At 68.0% G+C, this 15022-nt stretch carries 13 protein-coding genes; 7 read left to right on the top strand and 6 right to left on the bottom strand.

The window, feature by feature from the left end; all coding sequences use genetic code 11:
* Positions 1 to 42: 42 nt before the first annotated feature.
* Entirely contained in the window at positions 43 to 645 is a 603-nt protein-coding gene (locus tag DYI37_RS07000) for a YceI family protein (RefSeq protein WP_116682522.1), read from the bottom strand.
* A 269-nt stretch (positions 646 to 914) separates the two neighbouring features.
* Here DYI37_RS07000 and queG point away from each other — a divergent pair, with 269 nt between their 5' ends.
* Both queG and DYI37_RS06990 read left to right on the top strand, forming a co-directional pair.
* Positions 915 to 2141 carry a tRNA epoxyqueuosine(34) reductase QueG gene (gene queG, locus DYI37_RS06995; RefSeq protein WP_425365034.1) on the top strand — a complete coding sequence of 409 codons (1227 nt, stop codon included), beginning with the start codon at positions 915 to 917 and terminating at the stop codon, positions 2139 to 2141.
* Positions 2138 to 3046: an SDR family NAD(P)-dependent oxidoreductase gene (locus tag DYI37_RS06990; protein ID WP_116682521.1), complete on the top strand. Its 909-nt coding sequence runs from the start codon at positions 2138 to 2140 to the stop codon at positions 3044 to 3046. Before queG ends, DYI37_RS06990 begins: the two co-directional genes overlap by 4 nt.
* Before the next feature lie 90 nt (positions 3047 to 3136).
* Here DYI37_RS06990 and DYI37_RS06985 read toward each other — a convergent pair whose 3' ends face one another.
* From DYI37_RS06985 to DYI37_RS06975, 3 genes are read right to left on the bottom strand one after another with little or no spacing between them, the layout of a single operon-like run.
* A complete protein-coding gene (locus DYI37_RS06985) occupies positions 3137 to 6343 on the bottom strand; it encodes an efflux RND transporter permease subunit (RefSeq protein ID WP_116682520.1) in 3207 nt (1068 codons plus the stop codon).
* Positions 6340 to 8010, bottom strand: a complete 1671-nt coding sequence (locus tag DYI37_RS06980; protein ID WP_245413814.1) for an efflux RND transporter periplasmic adaptor subunit — start codon at positions 8008 to 8010, stop codon at positions 6340 to 6342. Before DYI37_RS06980 ends, DYI37_RS06985 begins: the two co-directional genes overlap by 4 nt.
* Positions 8007 to 8543, bottom strand: coding sequence for a GbsR/MarR family transcriptional regulator (locus DYI37_RS06975; protein WP_116682518.1), 537 nt, complete (start codon positions 8541 to 8543; stop codon positions 8007 to 8009). Before DYI37_RS06975 ends, DYI37_RS06980 begins: the two co-directional genes overlap by 4 nt.
* Before the next feature lie 197 nt (positions 8544 to 8740).
* On the opposite strand from DYI37_RS06975, the gene DYI37_RS06970 reads away from it, so the two are divergent.
* Entirely contained in the window at positions 8741 to 9841 is a 1101-nt protein-coding gene (locus tag DYI37_RS06970; RefSeq protein WP_116682517.1) for a helix-turn-helix transcriptional regulator, read from the top strand.
* Positions 9842 to 9878: 37 nt separating this feature from the next.
* Here the strand turns inward: DYI37_RS06970 and DYI37_RS06965 are convergent, their stop codons facing one another.
* Positions 9879 to 11219, bottom strand: a complete 1341-nt coding sequence (locus tag DYI37_RS06965; RefSeq protein WP_116682516.1) for a FliI/YscN family ATPase — start codon at positions 11217 to 11219, stop codon at positions 9879 to 9881.
* The gene (gene flgF, locus DYI37_RS06960) at positions 11216 to 11941 is read right to left on the bottom strand and encodes a flagellar basal-body rod protein FlgF (protein ID WP_116682515.1); all 726 of its coding nucleotides are present in this window, start codon (positions 11939 to 11941) and stop codon (positions 11216 to 11218) included. Before flgF ends, DYI37_RS06965 begins: the two co-directional genes overlap by 4 nt.
* Positions 11942 to 12185: 244 nt before the next feature.
* On the opposite strand from flgF, the gene motA reads away from it, so the two are divergent.
* The 4 genes from motA (at position 12186) to fliN (ending at position 15018) form a co-directional block, all read left to right on the top strand.
* Positions 12186 to 13052 carry a flagellar motor stator protein MotA gene (motA, locus tag DYI37_RS06955; protein WP_116682514.1) on the top strand — a complete coding sequence of 289 codons (867 nt, stop codon included), beginning with the start codon at positions 12186 to 12188 and terminating at the stop codon, positions 13050 to 13052.
* 32 nt (positions 13053 to 13084) lie between these two features.
* Positions 13085 to 14080, top strand: a complete 996-nt coding sequence (locus DYI37_RS06950) for a FliM/FliN family flagellar motor switch protein (protein ID WP_116682513.1) — start codon at positions 13085 to 13087, stop codon at positions 14078 to 14080.
* A complete protein-coding gene (locus DYI37_RS06945; protein WP_116682512.1) occupies positions 14061 to 14462 on the top strand; it encodes a hypothetical protein in 402 nt (133 codons plus the stop codon). The genes DYI37_RS06950 and DYI37_RS06945 overlap by 20 nt, the downstream gene beginning before the upstream one ends.
* 130 nt (positions 14463 to 14592) lie before the next feature.
* Complete coding sequence (gene fliN / locus DYI37_RS06940) at positions 14593 to 15018, top strand: flagellar motor switch protein FliN (RefSeq protein WP_116682511.1); 426 nt, start codon at positions 14593 to 14595, stop codon at positions 15016 to 15018.
* Positions 15019 to 15022: the final 4 nt, after the last annotated feature.

Genomic DNA, 15022 nt, shown 5'->3' with positions numbered 1-15022 from the left:
CGCGCGGGGGAAGGGCTTGGCGATCTGCGCGAAAGGCGCCGATCAGGACTGGGGAACGAACTCGGCCTCGATCTCGAGGGTGACCTCGGCGCCGACGGGCCCTGCGAGCTGGTCGATGCCGTATTTCGTGCGATCGATGGTCATCTCGCCGGAGAAGCCCACCGCCGGGTTCTGGGTCATCGGATGCGGGTTGAGCGCGGCGTTCAGGGTCACGTCCATGACCTCTTCATGGGTCTGGCCGTGCAGCGTGAGGTCGCCCGTTACGCGGCCGGTGTTCTCGCCGGTCAGCTCGATCGACTTGGAGACGAACTTGGCCTCCGGGAACTCGGCCGCGTTGAGGAACATGTCGCTCTGGATCTCTTCGGCAAAGCTCTTGTCGCCCTCGAAGTTGACGCTGACCGAGGCCGGGTCGACGGTCGCCGTGAGGCTGGACTGGGCCGGGTTCTCGGGGTCCAGTTCGAGCGTGGCGCTCATCGTGTCGAAGCGGCCGATATAGGTGGAGAGGCCGAAATGGCTGAGCTTCCACAGGACATTGGTGTGGTTGGGATCGTTCACATAGGTTCCGGCGGGAACGTCGATCGTCTGGGCGCTGGCGGCACCGGTGAGGAGAAGGGCGGTCGCGGCGCCGAGAAGAAGATTGCGCATGAGGTGGGCTCCATGGGACAGGCAATTGAAGACGGATGTTCGGGGCGATGGGACGTGGACACCCCGATCCGGCCCTTAGTATTCAAATCCTGGACGCTCTTCTCAAGTGCAAAACCGCTCACGGATTGTTCATCGATGATCGTCCAATCCAATTTCGAAGATCTGAACGAAGGACGAAGACGCAAACGGTGCGTCAGGAGCCGGAAATACATGGGAAAAGGCGGGGTTTCGAAGTCTCTCCGGCCATTGGGAGCGAAACGGTGAACGGTTTGGCCACGGCCCAGCCGAGCCCTCAGGTGGGCGCGCGCCTAAAGCGGCATCTGGCCGAGGGCGCCGAACGGCTCGGCTTCTCAGGCTTCGGCATCGCGCCGGGAACCGGCGACGGGGTGGCGGGGGGACGGCTTAAGACCTTCGTGGCAGAAGGCCGGCACGGCACCATGGGCTGGATGCCGGAGACGCTCGAGCGCCGGCGCTCGGCAAAAGCGCTGTGGCCGGACGTGCGCTCGATCCTGGTTCTCGCCATGAATTACGGGCCGGGCGAGGACCCGCTCGCGATCCTCGAGCGGGCGGACCGGGGGGCGATCTCCGTCTATGCCCGCCATCGGGACTATCACGACGTCATCAAGGGAAAGCTGAAGGAACTGGCGAGCCGGCTGATCGCCGAGGCGTGGCGCGAGGGGCTCGGCGCCCATGACGCGAAGGTCTTCGTCGACACCGCGCCGGTGATGGAAAAGCCGCTGGGCGCGCTTGCCGGGCTCGGCTGGCAGGGCAAGCACACCAATCTGTTGTCGCGCGATTTCGGCTCCTGGCTGTTTCTCGGCTCGATCTTCACGACCCTCGACCTGCCCCATGACGAACCGGCGACGGATCGCTGCGGCTCCTGCACCGCCTGCCTCGACATCTGTCCGACGAACGCCTTTCCCGCGCCATATCAGCTCGATGCGCGGGCCTGCATCTCCTATCTCACCATCGAGACCAAGCGGGTGATTCCGCGCTCTCTTCGCGCGAAGATGGGCAATCGCATCTATGGCTGCGACGACTGCCTGGCGGTCTGCCCCTGGAACAAGTTCGCTGAGGCGGCGCGCGAGGCCAAGCTGATCGCCCGCGAGGATCTGAAGGCGCCGCGCCTCGACGATCTTCTCGCCCTCGACGACAAGGCCTTCCGCGCCCTGTTCTCCGGCTCGCCGATCAAGCGGATCGGGCGGGGCAAGTTCGTCTCGAACTGCCTGATCGCGGCGGGCAATTCCGGCGACCGGGCCTTCCTGCCCCAGATCCGCACGCTTCTCGGCGATGGCGAAGCGCTGGTGCGGGCGATGGCGGTCTGGGCCTTCGCGCAGCTTACGTCCGATGCCGACCTCTTGCGCGAGGCCGGGCCTGCGCGAGATAGCGAGACCGACGAGATGGTGATCGAGGAATGGCAGGCGGCGATGACGGAGAGAGGCACGGGCGGGCAGGCCCCGACGGGAACGCCGACGGATAGGGGAGAGCGGAGATGAGGCTCTTCGTCTTCGGAAACGGCTATTCGGCCTCCGCCTATGTGGACCGGGTGAAGCGCGAGGACGTCGTCGGCGTCACCGTTCGCAGTTCGGAGAAGGCCGAGGCGCTGGCTGCGTCCGGGCTGCCGGCCCTCGTCTTCGACGGGGAGCGCTTTTCGCCCGAAGTCGCGCGGGTGCTCGGTGGGGCGACCCATCTTCTCGTCTCTGTGCCACCCGGCCACGCGGCCCCGCCCGAGGCGCGGGTCGGCGGGGCGAACGCGCCGGACGGCGATCCGGTGCTGAAACTCTTCGGCGAGACGCTGCTCAACGAGGCCCCACACCTCGAATGGATCGGCTATCTCTCCACGGTCGGCGTCTATGGCGACCATGACGGGGCCTGGATCGACGAGGAGACGCCGACCGCGCCGCAATCGGCCCGCTCGAAAGCGCGGGTTTCGGCGGAGGACGGCTGGCGCGAGCTTGCCGCCCGGCGCGGCGTACCGCTCTCGATCCTGCGGCTTTCCGGCATCTACGGGCCGGGCCGAAACGCCTTCGAGAGCTTGAGAACGGGCAAGGCCAAGCGGCTGATCAAGCCCGGCCAGGTGTTCAACCGCATCCATGTGGCCGATATCGCGGGCAGTCTCGAGCTTCTCGCCGAACGGCGCTGCGACGGGATCTACAACGTGACCGACGACGAGCCGGCCCCGCCCCAGGACGTCGTCACCCATGCCGCCCGGCTGATGGGGGTGGAGCCGCCGCCCGAGACGCGCTTCGAGGAGGCCGATCTCTCGCCCATGGCGCGCTCCTTCTACGGCGAGAACAAGCGCGTCTCCAATGCGAAGATCAAGGCCGAGGGCTATGCCTTCCGCTATCCGACCTATCGCGAGGCGCTGGAGGCGATGAGGCCCGAGGGCCGGGACGGCTGAGGCGGGCCGTTCGGCCGACAGTCCCGGGACATGAAAAAGGCCGCCCGAAAGCGGCCTTTTTCGATGGCTGTGCCGGGACCCGGCCGGGCTCTATTCGGCCGGAACCGCGTCCCCGCCGCCCTTGCGCCTCTGCCGCCCCAGCGGGTCGCCGAGGCGCGGGCTCGGCTCGTTGATGCCGCGCCGGCGCCGGACGAAGGCGATGACGCTCTCGCCGAGCATCAGGAGGGCCGGCGTCAGGATCAGCGTGAGGATGGTCGCGAAGGTGAGACCGCCGGCGATCGCCGCCGACAGTTCGGTCCACCACTGGGTGGAGGGCGCGCCGAACTCGATCGAGCGGTTGAGGAAGTCCACATTCGCGCCCATCACCATGGGAACGAGGCCGAGGACCGTGGTGATCGAGGTGAGGAAGACCGGGCGCAGGCGCTGGGCGCCGGTGCGCAACAGGGCTTCCAGCACCGGCTGACCCTGTTTCCTGAGGTCGTTATAGGTGTCGATCAAGACGATGTTGTTGTTCACCACGATGCCCGCCAGCGCGATGACGCCGATGCCGCCCATGACGATGCCGAAGGGCCGGCCCGTGACGAGAAGCCCGTAGAACACGCCCGCCGTCGAGAAGACGATGGCGCTCATGACGAGGAAGGCCTGGTAGATCGAGTTGAACTGGGTGACGAGGACGATGAACATCAGGGAGAGGGCCACCGCGAAGGCGCCGCCGAGGAAGTTCGCGGCCTCCGCCTGATCCTCCGCCTCGCCGCCGAAGGAGTATTCGACGCCCGCCGGCAGGTCCATGGTCTCCAGTGCCCGGGTGAGCTTCTGGACCTGATCGTCGACGAGGAGGCCTTCCGCCGCGTCCGCCTCGATCGACATCACCCGGCTCTGGTCGATGCGGGTGATGGTGCCGACCTTGGGGGAAGGCTGGAAGGAGACGAAGTTGCGGATCGGCACGAGGCCCTGGCTCGTGGGGATGCGCAGGTCCTCCAGCCGCTCCAGCGTGCGGTCGCCCGCCGGGAAGCGCACGCGGATCGGCACCTCGCCGTCGCCGCTGGCGTTTTCGGGCCTGTAGTCCGACACCTCGATGCCGCGGGTGAGAAGCTGCACCGCCTGGCCGAGAAGCGAGACGTCGGCGCCGTAGCGCGCGGCCTCCTCCCGGTTCACCGACAGGCGCCATTCGACGCCGGGAAGCGGGCGGGTGTCGGAGACGTTGGTATAGCCGCCGATCTCGTCCATGGCGCTGCGCACCATGGCGACCGCATCGCCGAGCGAGGCGAGGTCGCCGCCGGAGAGCTTCACGTTGATGGGCTTGCCGGAGGAGGGGCCGTTCTCCTCCTGCTGCACCTGGATGGTGATGCCGGGAATGTCGGCGGTGAGGCCGCGCACCTCCTCGAAGATCTCGGTCGCGCGGCGCCGCTCGTTCCACTCGTCGAGTTCGAGCTGGATCGTGCCGATGACGTCGGAGCCGAGCTGGCGCGCGGTTCCCTCGCTTAAAGTTCGGGCATAGACGCTCTTCACCTCGTCGAGGTCGAGGAGGCGGTTCTCCACTCGGCGCACCAGGGCATCCTTCTCGAAGATCGAGAAGTTGTCTCGGGCGCGGACCTGGACCTGCGCGAATTCGGGCTCGATCGAGGGGAAGAACTCGACGCCGCGTCCGAACTGGGCGTAGCCGTAGAAGGCGCCGATCAGGATCGAGATGGCGATGACGAGGGTGGCGAACGGGCCTTTGACGGCGGCGTTGAGGACCCTCAGATACAGCCCGGTCGCCCCGCCGATGGTCGACAGGTCGCCGGTCTCGGCCGCCTCCAGTTCGGCGCGCTGCTTGGCCGCCATGGGCTGGGCCTTGCCGATGACGCCGCCGAGCACGGGAATGAAGATCAGCGCCATGAAGAGCGAGGCGGTCAGCGTGATGATCACGGTGAGCGGCAGGAACTTCATGAACTCGCCGACGATGCCCGGCCAGAACAGGAGCGGCAGGAAGACGGCGAGAGTGGTGACGGTGGAGGCGATGATCGGCCAGGCCATGCGCTTGGCCGCGTGGCGATAGGCATCGCGCGCGCTCGCCCCTTCGAGAAGGCGCCGATCGGCGAGCTCGGTCGTCACGATCGCGCCGTCGACCAGCATGCCGACGACGAGGATGAGCGAGAACAGGACGATGATGTTCATCGTGAAGCCCGCCATCCAAAGGATCGCGATGCCGGCGAGGAAGGAGCCGGGGATCGACAGGCCGACGAGGATGGAGGTTCGAAGCCCGAGGGCGGCGACGATGACGATCATCACGAGGACGATCGCCGAGATGACGTTGTTTTCGAGATCGGTCAGCATCGAGACGACCTGCTCGGACTCGTCCTGCAGGAACTGCACCTGCACCGTGTCCGGCCAGGTTTCCTGATGGCGCGCGACGACCGCGCGGGCCGCGTCCACCGTCTCGATGATGTTGGAGCCCGAGCGCTTCTTGACCTCGAGCGCCAGCGAGGGCTGGCCGTCGATGCGCGCGAAGCCCTCCGGGTCCTGGAAGGTGCGCCGGGCGATCGCCACGTCCTTGAAGGTGAGGACGGTGTCGCCGTCCACCTTGATCGGCATGTCGAGGACGTCGTTCACGTCCTCGACGAGACCGGGCACCTTGAGGACGATGCGGCCCGCGCCCGTATCGATGGCGCCGGCGGCGATGAGGCGGTTGTTGCGGCTGATCTGGTTGACGAGGGCGTCGAAGGAGAGGTCGTAGGTCTCGAAGACCGTCGGGTCGATGAGGACCTCCATCAGCTCCTCGCGATCGCCGCCGATATCGACTTCGAGGACGCCGGGCGCCGATTCCAGGTCGTCCTGCAATTCGCTCGCCATCTCGACGAGGGTGCGCTCGGGCACCGGGCCCGACAGGACGATGGTGACGATCGGGAAGAGCGAGGTGTTGACCTCGTTGACGACCGGCTCTTCGGCCTCGGCCGGAAGGTTCGGCTTGGCCCGGTCGACCCCGTCCTTGACGTCGGTCAGGGCCTCGGCGGCGTCGAAGCCGGCCTCGAAGGTGAGCTGCACCGAGGCGAAGCCCTCATAGGCATGGCCCTCGATCTCGTCGAGACCGGACAGGGAGGAGAGCTCGGTCTCAAGCGGGCGCACGAGCAGGCGCTCGGCGTCCTCGGGCGAGATGCCTTCGAGGACCGTCGAGACGTACATCACCGGGATCGGGATGTCGGGCTGGGACTCCTTCGGGATCTGCTGATAGCCGACCACGCCGGCGATGATGATCAGCGCGAGGAACAGAAGGACGGTGCGCGAGCGCTCGAAGGCGGCGTCGATCAGGGCGTTCATCGTGCGTCTCCCCCGCCAGTCTGGGATCCGAGGGCGCGGGTGAGCGCGCCGGCGAAGGCCTCGCCGAGATCGCCGGTGGTCTCCAGCCCGTAATCGGCCTGAAAGGCGCGGATGGCGGTGCGGGTCGCCTCGCCGAGGCGCCCGTCGGCGGGCCCTGCCTCGTAGCCGAGCCGGTTCAGAACCTCCTGGGCCATGCGCACGAGATCGGGCTCGGGCGCTGCGCCCTCCTGAAGCCGGCTTGCGAGGGCGGCGGCCTCGGGCAGGGAGATGGCGGCGCCTTGCGCAGCTTCGGTGGCGAGCGCGGCGATGCGCGGATCGGCGGACGGATCGCCCGCCTCGGCACTCACGCCCGTGGTCGCGCCCGTGGTTGCGCCCGCGTCCGCGTTTGCGTCCGTGCCCTCTTGCGTTGAGGCCTCGGCGATACCGGGCAGCGCGGGTTCGGCCGGCGCGTCGGCCGGGGTCTCGACGATCGGATCGTCCTTGGACGGGGCCTTGGCGTTGACCGGCTCGCCATCGGAGACGAAGCCCTGGCCGACGGAGATGATGCTGAGGCTCTCGGGCAGGCCGGTGACCCAGATGCCGTCGGTCTCGGCGCGCACGAGTTCGGCCGGATAGAACTTGACCCTGGACTGGTCGTCGACGGCCTTGATGCCGAGCTCGCCGTTCGGCCCGAGGGCGAGGATGGCGGCGGACAGGAAGTGGGCCGGCGTCTCGCCGACGGGGATGCGTACCTGCGCGGAGATGCCCGCCGGAATCTCGCGATCGGGATTGGGAATGGTGATCTCGACGGGGAAGGTGCGCGTCGAGGCGCTGGCATTGGTCGCCACATAGGTGACCTCGCCCTCGCGGCTGACGCCGGTGATGAAGTTCACCTGGGCCTTCTGTCCGAGCTGGATCTGGCCGATGCTCTGCTGGGCGACCTGCACCTCGACGGTGAGCGGATCGGTGTCGATCTGGACGCCGATCTCGGCGGCGGCGGCGATGAACTCGCCGAGATCGAGATCGAAGTTCTCCAGCGTTCCGGTGATCGGCGCGCGGATCGCCGTATCCCCCTCGCTCTGGCGGATGGTCGCAAGACTCGCCTCGGCGACCGCGAGTTCGGCGCGCACCTGCCCGAGTTCCGCCGTCGTCGCATAGCCGCGCTCGACGAGACCCGACACCCGGTCGAAATCGCCCTGGCGGCGGGCAAGCTCGGCTTCGGCCTGGGCGATCTGGGCGCTGCGGTCGTCGAGGGCGATGCGGGCGATGAGATCGCCCTCGTTCAGGAACTGGCCCTTGCGCGCGGCGATCTCCTCGATGGTGCCGCCGGTCTTGGCGCGCACCGGGGTCTGCCGGTCGGGCCGGGCCTGGCCTTCGGCCGAGACGAACTGGACGACGGGCTTGGCCGTCGACCGGAACGCCTCCACCGTGAAGGGCTGGCTCGCCTTTGCGCGCGGCGTCTCGGCGACGGGCGCGGCGGGCTCCTCCGCAAGATAGCCCGAGCCCATCCAGCCGACGAGGGCGAGGACGAAGAGAAGGGCGAGCCAGCCGGCCTTGGAGCGGGGCTCCTTGCGCGGGGTCTGCGGATCGGCGGGGGTTCGGTCGGTGGTCATGTCGTCCTTGGCCGTCCTGCGGCCTGCGATGCGTTCGTGCCGGGCGATGAGGGTATGGGCGTCGGGCTCCATCATGGCTTCACCTCCCCGCCGCGTTTCGCAAGGCGCGCGGCCAGACCTTCGAGGGTGCCTATGCATTCGGCGAAGAATTCGTGGGCGGCGCGCATGCCGCCGGGGACCGGCTCGCCCGCCGCTTCCGCAGATTGCGCAACGCCCGCATCCTTTCGCGCGCGGCAATCGGCCTCGATCGTCTCCATGGTCTCGCGCATGCGCGCGGTGATGCCGTGAATCATGTTGACGAAGGGTCGGTCGGCGAGGCGGAAATAGTCCTGCCGCTCGCCGGGCACGTCGACGCGCTCGATCAGGCCCTTGCCTTCGAGAAGGCGGGTATTGGTGGAGATCGAGCCGCGGCTGATCGACAGCCGTTCGGCGAGCTCGGAAAAGCTGATCGGACCCGGATCCACGAGGAACAGGCCGAACAGGCGGCCGGCGATGCGCGGCATCCCCTCGAGCTCCATGTGATCGCCCATGCGCTCGATGAAGCGCAGATGCGGGCAGTCGTCCCCGGTGGGGCTCGAGAAGTGGCGGGGATCGGGGGTCTGGTTCATGGCGGATAGCTACGCCCGGCGCTTCGTTCAATCAAGACTGAACGAAAAATATATTCAGTAAGGACTGAACGAATGGTTGCGACCCCGACGGCTCGCGAAGCCGGAAGCTGCCTCGTTCACGAGCAGATCATCGATTCGTGACGAGGATGTGATAGGGTTGCGACCGGGAGGCGCCCGGCCGGCGAAGATCGGCGGGCATGAGGAGAGACGAGGGGCCGGTGAACGACCCGCAGACCATCGACCGGATCTACGAGGCCGCGCTTCTGCCCGAGGCATGGCCGCGGATCCTGAAGGAGATCGCGACCGATCTCTGCGCTGCGGGCGGTGCCCTGTTCTCCGTGACGCCCACTTCCATGCGCTGGACCGGCTGCGAGACCATGTCGGACCTCATGGCCGAATTCGTCGCCCTCGGCCGTCCCGACTTGAACACGCGAACGCCCCGCGCGCTCGACCTGTCGCGCCGCTTCTACGGCTGCATCACCGACCACGATCTCTTCACCGATGACGAGCTCGACGCCGAGCCCTTCTATCGCGACTTCCTGCGCCCGCGCGGCTTCGGATGGTGCATCGGGACGATCGCCCATCTGCCGGACGGCGGCAATCTGATCTACACCTTCGATCGCGGCGAGGCGGCCGGTCCCTTCGGCGAAAGGGAGCGCGCGCGGCTCGAGGCCCTGCGTCCGCACCTGTCGCGGGCGGCGCTGATCTCGGCGAGGCTCGCCCTCAGTGAGGCGCAAACGGCCGCAAGCCTTCTCGGCCGCATCGGCATCGCGGCCGCCGTCATCTGCGACCGGCGCCGGCTCTTCTCGGCCAATGCCCAGTTCGAGGCGTTGATGCCGGCGGTCTTCCTCGACCGGTCCCGGCGCTTGTGCCTCAGCGATGGTGGCGCCGACAGGCTCTTGGAGATTGCGCTTTTAGACGGGGCGACGGACGGCGTGCGTTCGATCGCGGTGCGCGGGGACGAGGGCCGGCCGGCAATGGTCGTCCATCTGGTGCCGGTGCGGCGGATGGCGCGCGATCTCGTGCCGCTCTCCTCCCATCTCCTGGTGGTGAGCGCTGCCAATGCGGGCCCGGGCCCCATGCCGAGCGCCGATCTCCTGCATCTTCTTTTCGACCTGACACCGGCCGAGGCGCGGGTCGCGCAGGGCATCGCCGAGGGCCGGACCATCGGCACCATGGCGGCGGGCGGAACGGCGAGCGAGAACACCCTGCGCAGCCAGCTGAAATCCGTCTTCGCCAAGACCGGCGTGTCGCGCCAGGCCGAACTCGTGCGCCTGCTCTCCTCGGTCGGCATCTGACGGTGTGGAGAAAGGCCGGCGCCGGGGAGCGCGAGGCCTATTTGGCGGGCGGCTGCGACTTGGCCGAGAGGGCCTGTTTCAGGGCCGCGCTCAGGGCGTCGAACGGCTTTTCGTGCACCGCCTGGCCCGGGCGCTGGGTGAGGAACTCGTAGATATGCGGCACGAGGTCGACCGCCTGGTCGAGGGTCGTGTCCGAGCCGCGCTGATAGCCGCCGAGAAGGCGCAGGTCCCGCGTGTCCTCGAAGCGCGAGGTCATGGCGCGCAGCCTCGTGACGAGTTCGCGCTCGCTGCCGTGCCAGGCCTTGTCGGCGAGGCGCGAGATGGATTTGAGATAGTCGACGGCCGGGAAACGGCCCTGTTCGGCGATCTCGCGGTCGAGCACGATATGGCCGTCGAGCGTGCCGCGAATGGCGTCGGCGATGGGATCGTTGTGATCGTCGCCGTCGATGAGGACGGCGTAGATGCCGGTGATCGTGCCCGAGCCTTCGAGGCCGGTACCGGCCCGCTCCAGAAGCTGGGGCAGTTCGGAGAAGACGCTCGGCGGATAGCCGCGCGAGACCGGCGGCTCGCCCGCCGCCAGCGCCACGTCGCGTGCCGCATGGGCATAGCGCGTCACGCTGTCGACGATGAGGAGGACGTCGTCGCCCGCATCGCGGAAATGCTCGGCGACGGCGGTGGCCGTGCGCGGGGCGAGGCGCCGCATCATCGGGCTCTCGTCGCCGGTGGCGACGATCGTGACGACCTTTTCCAGATCGCCCGCCATCACCTCTTCCAGGAATTCGCGCACCTCGCGGCCGCGCTCGCCGACGAGGGAGACGACCACGGTGTCGAAGCCCTTGGCCTGGGCGAGCATGCCCATGAGGGTCGACTTGCCGACGCCCGAGCCGGCGAAGACGCCGAGGCGCTGGCCCTTGAGGAGCGGGGTGAAGATGTCCACCACCGAGACCCCGGTGGGCACGGCCTGCGAAATGCGCGCGCGCTTGAGGGCGGTGAGCGGCGGGGCGTCCACCGGGCGTTCCACATCGCCGGTTCCGACGGGGCCGAGATCGTCCCGCGGGCGGCCGAAGCCGTCGAGGACCCGGCCGCGCCAGCTCGCATCGGGCGCGATGGCGAACGGGCCGACCTTCAGGGCGCGCGAGCCGACGCCCTTGGAAAAGCGCGAGCCGTAGGGCTTGACGGTGAGGCTGTCGGCATCGATGCGCACCACCTCGCCGAGCTCGTCCTCGCTCTCGCCGGGGCAGCGTATGCAGTCGCCGAGGCGCATGAAGGGCGACAGGCCCGCAACCCGGAAGGACTGGGGGGCGACGTCGACGATGCGCCCCGAGATCTCGATGCGCGGGGCCGAGAGGGCGGCCTGGGTCTCGACGGACGCGCTCATCGGTTGGCTCCGAGCGAGCGGATGGCCTCGCCGAGCGAGCGGTCATTGGTCTCGACGACGTTCGCCGCGCTCTCGAAGGCGCGCTGGAGGGTGATCAAACGGGTGATCTCCTTGAGCGGGTTCACGTTCGCCTCCTCCACATAGCCCTGGATGACACTGTCGGAGAGGAAGTCGACCACCGGGGCCGCCGGGATGTCGGAGACGACGCCGGAATTGTCGTGACGGGTGACGTTGGCGTTCGCGGGAATGCGGAAGAGGCCGACGGCGCCGACTTCCTGGCCGTTCTGCTGGATCATGCCGCGCCCGTCGACGACGATCGGACCGCCGGCGGGATCGAGCTGGAGGGCGGCGCCGCCGGCATCGACGATCGCGCGGCCGGTCAGCGTCTGGACCGAGCCGTCCGGCGCGATCTGGAGGCGGCCGTCGCGGGTGTAGACGAGGCCCTGATCGCCCTGGAAGGCGAAGAAGGCCTCGCCGCGCACCGCCAGATCGAGCGGATTGCCGGTCTGGGTCATCGCGCCGGACTTGTTGGACAGATAGGTCTCGCCCTCGGTGACGAAGGCGACGGGGTCCTTGCCGGTGCGCGACAGGAGCTCCTCGAAGCGGACTTCCTCGGCGCGAAAGCCGACGGTGCGGGCATTGGCGATGTTGTGGGCGAGCGTTTCCAGACGCTTTTCCATCGCGATCTGGCCGGACAGGGCGACGGGCAGGGAGGTTTCCATCGAAAGCCTTCGGGTCTTGGCGCTGGCGGGACCTCGTCGAGGTTCCCCTTTGAAGAATGGCGATCGCGGCGCGCGGGCGCCCCGTTCTGACCCTCAAGATGCCCTATGACGGCTTGCCCGAGACTGGCACCGCGCACGCCCTGCCCGACCCCGGGCTGGGGCGGCGGCGCGGGCGGGTGCCCGCTTCAAGGTCCGCGCAAGCGCTCGTCCGTACCGCTTCACCATCAACATGGTGGGAACTGGCATGGGCATTCTTCTCGGTCTCGTCGTCGTCCTCGGCTGCTGTCTCGGCGGCTTCGTGGCGATGGGCGGTCATCTGGACGTTCTCGTCCAGCCCTTCGAATACGTCATCATTCTCGGCTCGTCCTTCGGCACCTTCCTCGTCGGCAACTCGCCCAAGGTCATCAAGGACACCGGCAAGGCCGTGGGCGAGGCGTTCAAGAACGCCGTTCCCAAGCAGAAGGACTATCTGGAGGTGCTCGGCCTCCTGCACGCCCTGATGCGCGAGATGCGCTCCAAGTCGCGCTCTGAGGTCGAGGCCCATGTGGACGCGCCGGAGGAATCGACGATCTTCCAGGCCTATCCGACCATCCTGAAGGACAAGCAGAAGCTCAGCTTCATCTGCGACTATGTCCGCCTGATCATCGTCGGCTCGGCCCGCAGCCACGAGATCGAGGCGCTGATGGACGAGGAGATCGAGACCATCTGCCACGATCTGATGAAGCCCAAGGGCGCCCTTCAGGACATGGCCGATGGTCTTCCGGCGCTCGGCATCGTCGCCGCCGTGCTCGGCGTCATCAAGGCCATGGGCGCGCTCGACCAGTCGCCGGAGATCCTCGGCGGCCTCATCGCGGCGGCTCTCGTCGGCACCTTCGCCGGCGTGTTCTTCTCCTACGGCGTGATCGGCCCGATCGCGACCAAGGTGAAGGGCGTGCGCGAGAAGAAGGGGCGGACCTATGTCGTGATCAAGTCGACGCTGATCGCCTACATGAACGGCGCCATGCCCCAGATCGCCATCGAATACGGCCGCAAGACCATTTCGGCCTACGACCGTCCGACCATCGACCAGGTCGAGGCCGAGACGATCGGCGGCGGCACGGCGGCCGCCTGATCGCCACGGCCTGGGTTTAAGGAAAGCGAACGATGTCGAATACCGCCAGCGTGGACGGCCAGAGCGATATCTCGGAACGGCTGAAGTCGGCCGCCGAGATCGATCCCGCCCGGCTGCCGCAGCTTCGCGCGATCGCCGAGGCGACCGCCGACCAGCTCACCACCGCCCTCAACCGCCTGTCGGTGGAGAAGGTCGCCGTCACCTTCGCCGGCTTCGAGGGAAGTTTCGGCCCCGAACTGGGGGAGGGGGAGGTGAGCCCGCCCCTCGTCACCGAACTCCTTTCGAAGCGCTTCGTGCGGCCGGCCTATCTGAAGGCCCCGCAATCCTTCTGCGATGCCTGCATCGCCTGCTTCTTCGGCGCGGCCCCGTCCGAGGCCAAGGGCGCGCGGCGCATCACCGATCTCGACCGGGCGCTGGTGCGCGAGGCCTTCAAGGCGCTCGCCGATTCCTTCGCGCTCTCCTTCCGCCGGATCGACGAGGCCGGCTTCGAGGCCGCGCGCCTGGTGCCGGGCGACGAGTTCGCGGAACTCTTCGGCGGCGCGAACGCTCGGCGCCACGTGGAGATGAGCTTCGAGATCCGCAAGGCCAAGTCGAAGAAGGCCGCGCGCGAGGAGGCGGCCAAGGGCGCGGAGGCGAAGCCCGACGAGCCGCTCTCGACCGTCGTTCTGGCGCTCCCCTCCTCCTATCTCGCCCTCCATCGCCGCCGCCTCGCCGAGCCGATGAAGGTGCCCGAGCCCTCGCCCGACGACAGCTGGTCGGAGGCGATGATCCGCAATTTCGAGAAGTCGGGCCTGCACCTCAAGGCGATCCTCGCCCGCAAGCGCGTGCCGATGCGCGACATCGCCCATCTGAGGGTCGGCCAGACCCTTCCCCTCGGCGTCAAGGTGACCGAGGCGATCACCATGGAATGCGAGGGCACGCCCATCTTCAAGTCCCAGGTCGGCTTTGCGCGCGGCGCCTATGTGGCGCGGTTCGAGGAGACGATCGATCCGACCCGCGAGTTCATCGATGACATCCTATCTCATTGATTTCCTGCTGATGGCCGCCCTCGTCGTGACCGCCCTGCGAACCGGCCGGATGGTCCGGGAGATCAAGACCCTGCGCCAGTCCGGCACCGAGCTGCTCGAGGCGCTCGCCCAGTCGGAGGCGGCCCTCAACAAGGCGGCCGGCGCGGTGACGGCGCTGAAATACGACGGTCTCGACACGCTGAGGGCGATCGAGGCCGAGTGCGAGCGGGCCCGGATCGCCGGTGCGAGGCTTGCCGAACTCGTCGAGCGGGCGGACTTCCATGCCTCGGGCACGGCCCGCCCGGCACGGGCACCCGCACAGGCACCCGCACAGGCACAGGCACAGGCACCGGCAAAGGCTCTCGCCGCCGGACCCGCCCGCGGCTACGAGACGGCCGCCTGATCTTTATCATTTGTTAAGGTTCGTCGGGCTTCGGCAGGTTCGGATAAGTTCGCCGGGCTAGAAGTCGGACAGCGCCCCGGAATGTGAACCGGCGGCCAGAGCGACAATGCCAGACGGAGGATGATGCTCCATGATCGATCCGGACGAAAACGAGACCGAGGACTTCGAAGGCGGCGAGTTCGAATTCGACGCCGGCCAGTTCAATCCCGAGGGCTTCGCGCCCGAGGAAGAGGAGGAGCCGGAGACGGACGCCCCCGATTTCAGGGGCGCGGACCGGATGGATCTCGACCTCGTGATGGACGTCTCCGTGACCATGGAAGTGGTTCTCGGCTCGGCCCGCATGAGCGTCGCCGAACTCCTGAAGCTCAATCGCGGCTCGATCGTGAAGCTCGACACCAAGGTCGGCGATCCGATCGACGTCGTCGTCAACGGCCGGGTGGTGGCGCGCGGCGAGATCGTCGTGCTCGACCAGGACGACCAGCGTTTCGGCATCACCCTGACCGAAGTCGTCACGCCGGGTTCGAAGGCGAACGCGAAGAAGGCGAAGGCGGCCTGATCCT

Source organism: Fulvimarina endophytica (genome assembly GCF_003403015.1).
In the GTDB taxonomy this organism is placed as follows: Bacteria; Pseudomonadota; Alphaproteobacteria; order Rhizobiales; family Rhizobiaceae; genus Fulvimarina; species Fulvimarina endophytica.
Note: the sequence above shows the minus strand (reverse complement) of the source record. Positions and strands in the feature narration are given on the sequence as shown.

Coding starts and splice junctions, on each gene's coding strand:
- DYI37_RS07000 (WP_116682522.1), bottom strand. CDS start 645: ATGCGCAATCTTCTTCTCGGCGCCGCGACCGCCCTTCTCCTCACCGGT.
- DYI37_RS06990 (WP_116682521.1), top strand. CDS start 2,138: ATGAGGCTCTTCGTCTTCGGAAACGGCTATTCGGCCTCCGCCTATGTG.
- DYI37_RS06985 (WP_116682520.1), bottom strand. CDS start 6,343: ATGAACGCCCTGATCGACGCCGCCTTCGAGCGCTCGCGCACCGTCCTT.
- DYI37_RS06980 (WP_245413814.1), bottom strand. CDS start 8,010: ATGATGGAGCCCGACGCCCATACCCTCATCGCCCGGCACGAACGCATC.
- DYI37_RS06975 (WP_116682518.1), bottom strand. CDS start 8,543: ATGAACCAGACCCCCGATCCCCGCCACTTCTCGAGCCCCACCGGGGAC.
- DYI37_RS06970 (WP_116682517.1), top strand. CDS start 8,741: ATGAGGAGAGACGAGGGGCCGGTGAACGACCCGCAGACCATCGACCGG.
- DYI37_RS06965 (WP_116682516.1), bottom strand. CDS start 11,219: ATGAGCGCGTCCGTCGAGACCCAGGCCGCCCTCTCGGCCCCGCGCATC.
- flgF (WP_116682515.1), bottom strand. CDS start 11,941: ATGGAAACCTCCCTGCCCGTCGCCCTGTCCGGCCAGATCGCGATGGAA.
- motA (WP_116682514.1), top strand. CDS start 12,186: ATGGGCATTCTTCTCGGTCTCGTCGTCGTCCTCGGCTGCTGTCTCGGC.
- DYI37_RS06950 (WP_116682513.1), top strand. CDS start 13,085: ATGTCGAATACCGCCAGCGTGGACGGCCAGAGCGATATCTCGGAACGG.
- DYI37_RS06945 (WP_116682512.1), top strand. CDS start 14,061: ATGACATCCTATCTCATTGATTTCCTGCTGATGGCCGCCCTCGTCGTG.
- fliN (WP_116682511.1), top strand. CDS start 14,593: ATGATCGATCCGGACGAAAACGAGACCGAGGACTTCGAAGGCGGCGAG.